We start from the raw sequence: 3,368 nt of genomic DNA, 5'->3' as shown, positions 1-3,368 counted from the left end.
CGGAATGTAGCGCAGGGACCATCCCATGCGGTTCAGGTCAAAACCGGTGTGAAGGTCCTCCGAATGATCGATCTGCGTAAATCCTCCGTTTTCCTCAAGCGCTCGCCGCCGGTAGACCGCGCACGTCCCGACGCAGATTGCCGCACCCATTGTCTGCCGGGAGGTCTGTATCGCGCGGTAGAATATCTCCTGAATGGCTCCTGCGCCGCGCTCCAGCCAGTTCTGCCTGCTTTCTACCCGGAAGAACTGAGGCGTCTGAAGTATGCCCAGAGCTGGCTCCGCATCGAAGTAAGGCAGCGTCTCGGTCAAAAAATCCTGCCGGCAGACAAAATCGGCATCAAGCAAGAGGATGAACTCTCCGCGACTACACCCGAGGCCGAAGTTCAGGTTGCCCGATTTCCGTAGGTGGCCCGAGTCCGGCCTGCGTCCGTACGAAAAGGCAAATGCAGCCGCAAGCATTTTGACTGCATCACTCGGCGCGTCATCGAGCACATACGCCCGGGCGACGCCCGGGTAGTCGGCAATAAGCTTGGCGACATGCGCCCAGGTATTGCCAAGCACATCCATCGGTTCGCCGCAAACCGGCAACAGGATGTCGACCTCGGGATGCTTGGTTGGACGCCACTCAGTCACGAGTCGCCGGTGTCGTTCCACGTCGAAGTCCCGCCCGCCGCCACTGATGACCACGGAGCTGATGAAGAAGATGTCGGTTACGACGAAGAATGGGCTCAGCGCAAGGACTCGCCAGTCGGCAAGGACACTTTCAACTTGGCTGAGGATCAGGCAGAGATAACCCACTAAACAGGACACGGCGAGCGTGCCGGCGTGTTGCCGAAGATAGGAGTACTTTTCCTCATCGCTTGGTGGCGACGGGAGGAGCTGCAGATGGGACCAACCGGAAACCCCCAGCGAGGGCTCCGATCCCGCGGTAGCGCTAGGCCGATGATGCCCATCCGGCGTACGGACCGGTATCAGCGCCGCCGAGCCTGGCATTTCGAAAGGCGCGGGCATGGTGTCCTTCGTGGCGTGGGTGGCACCGCCAACAGGCGCCTGCGCTGTGGTCGCGTTCAGCAATGTCGGCAATGCCTCCTCCGGTCGGAGTCGGGGTATGGTCGGGGCGACAGGTGGAGACGGTGTCTGCCTGCCATCAATGATCGGTCCCAGGTTTATATTGCCAGACAAAATAGCTGTACGGGCCCGCGGCGCTGACTCCGTCAATTCTCGCGAACAGCCGATAATCAGGGGACTTTTCGACCGAGAGGGCAATGGCGTGGTCGACCTCATAGGTGGAACCGAATCCGATCACAATCACCTTGAATAGGTGGTCTCGGATCGCCGCCTGGTAGGCCGGAATACCAACGAGTGTCGTACCGCTTGCCCAGTCATCGTAAGAAAAATAGTAGGTATCGCGCCAAGTGCGCCAGTTGACCTGGCTTTTCAGATAGTACTGGGGTACCGACGAGTCCTCCACCAGATACATGGCGTCCCTGTCCCGAGTGAGGGGGCCGAGCGCTGCCACGAGCCTGGTAGAATTCGGCCAGGAGTGAAACGAACTGGTCGCCTGTTCGTTTCCGAGACGGAATAGCGCAACGATCATCCCGGCAGCGACCAGGTAGACTCCGGCCGAAAACCAGCGGCTGCTTATCCACCGACCAGTCGACGCCACAGCGTATCCGGCGACCGAGCATGCAAACCAGGCGCCGAAGTCTGCATGCTTCATCAGCGAGGTCGTGGTGTGGATGCGCGCCTGGTTTGCCGGAACGAGTACGATGACGACCGTGAGCAGTAGGCAAACTGTCCACGGAGCTACACGACGCCGGTCGAGCGTCCGGAACACGAGGCCAAGAGCGGCGGTTACCGCGACAGCACCCACCCATCGCCAACTTTGAGATAGGATAATCGAGGCCGAATCCTGACCGCTGGCGCGTTCGGTAGTCGTAGACGAGATCCCCATCATGACATTGCTACCACCGAGAACGATCAGTGGAATCAGAGTCGTCGCCACGACGCATGCCGTGCCCACAGCCGCGAATGTTGCCCGTTTGCGCCCCAGCTCGGGCAGAAAAGCAAGCATCACCAGGACTATTATCACCGGATCGAAAATGCCCGATGCATATTTCGTAACGTTTGCCAGGCCGAGCGCAACTCCAGATAAAACCAGCCATCGGGGTCCCTTGGAGCTATCCCGGGCCCGAATGACGAGCCAGACAGAAAGGCTTAGCAGGAAGAGCGCCATTGCATCGTACGTCGCCAGTACGCCCAGGAATTGTGTCGGGCCGAGGGCGACAAATAGTGCGCCGGAAAAGAATGCCGAGGTCCGGTCGAAGAGCCGGCGGGACACCCCGAAGAGACAACACGTGGCACCTGCCATGAAGATGAGGCTGAGCGCACGGACGCCGACCAGGCCACCGACCTTCTCGACGAGGGCGGCAAGAATAGGGTAGACTATCGGCGCGCCGGAAAAGTAGGTAGCGTATGACGCGGTGGCGCGGCCGTGTATGAGCCCCTGAACTTGTTCGTGCCCTGCGTAAAGATAAGTCGCTTCGTCAAGAAACGCCGTGTTACCATTGATCAGCTTGATCGACAAGATCACTTGTATCACGACGAGAAAAGGCAGCAGCAGGCGGGCCACCACCGGCCTGTATCCGGTTTTCCGAGGTGTCGACCTTGCATCGGCTGAGAAGCTCGACCCGAGCGGCCAAGAATGTGCAATGAGGTTCACTGCGGACACGGGGGCCTCAACGAGAGATCGGAGAGTTGCTGCCGCAACTCGGCCACCGCCAACGCGCCGGCCGAAGCAGCACAGATCCGGCGGAATGCGTTACCGATGTCCATTGGCCATAGCAGGACCGTGTGGTCGTCGCCGCCGCTCGCGAGGACCGCGCCGTTCGAACTGAACGCGACACTTCTGATGCCGTCGGTATGGGCCGTCAGCGGTGTGCCGTACGGAACCGGCTGAAGCGGGTCGGTGATGTCCCACAACTGGATCGTGTGGTCTGCGCCGGCGACGGCCAGCAGGCGGTCATCGGCGTTGAACGCCAAGGAGGTCACCGCATCTCCACGTCGACTCACGGGTGATCCCAGTGACGTTGGATGCGTCGGATCAGTCACATCCCAGAGGCGGATCGAATGGTCGTCGCTGGCGCTGACGAGAAGACGACCGTTGGGGCTGAATGCGACGGCATTCACGTGGTCGACGTGGCCGGCGAGCTTGTCTATGAGCGCTGGGCGGGTCCGATCGGCGACGTTCCACAGCCACACTCTGTTGTCCTCGCTCGCGCTGGCGAGCAGGTTGCCATGCGGGCTGAACCTGATGCCGTTCGAACCGCCTTCGGTGCTGATAACACCCAGGAGAGTGGCCCCGGCCC

The 3,368-nt window shown here is 60.7% G+C and carries 3 protein-coding genes; all 3 read right to left on the bottom strand.

Going from position 1 to position 3,368, the window contains the following annotated elements; translation table 11 throughout:
* The coding region (locus U9977_RS22675) for a glycosyltransferase (protein WP_322751310.1) at nt 1–1,083 on the bottom strand (1,083 nt) is incomplete at its 3' end.
* A gap of 64 nt (nt 1,084–1,147) precedes the next feature.
* Nucleotides 1,148–2,632 (bottom strand): ArnT family glycosyltransferase, encoded by a 1,485-nt coding sequence (locus U9977_RS22670; RefSeq protein ID WP_322751309.1) that lies wholly within the window; start codon nt 2,630–2,632, stop codon nt 1,148–1,150.
* An 86-nt stretch (nt 2,633–2,718) separates the two neighbouring features.
* On the bottom strand, nt 2,719–3,368 hold a 650-nt coding region (locus U9977_RS22665), incomplete at its 5' end, for a WD40 repeat domain-containing protein (protein ID WP_416210749.1).

It is taken from the genome of Protofrankia sp. Cas8 (genome assembly GCF_963555845.1).
Classification (GTDB): Bacteria; Actinomycetota; Actinomycetes; order Frankiales; family Frankiaceae; genus Protofrankia.
Note: the sequence above shows the minus strand (reverse complement) of the source record. Positions and strands in the feature narration are given on the sequence as shown.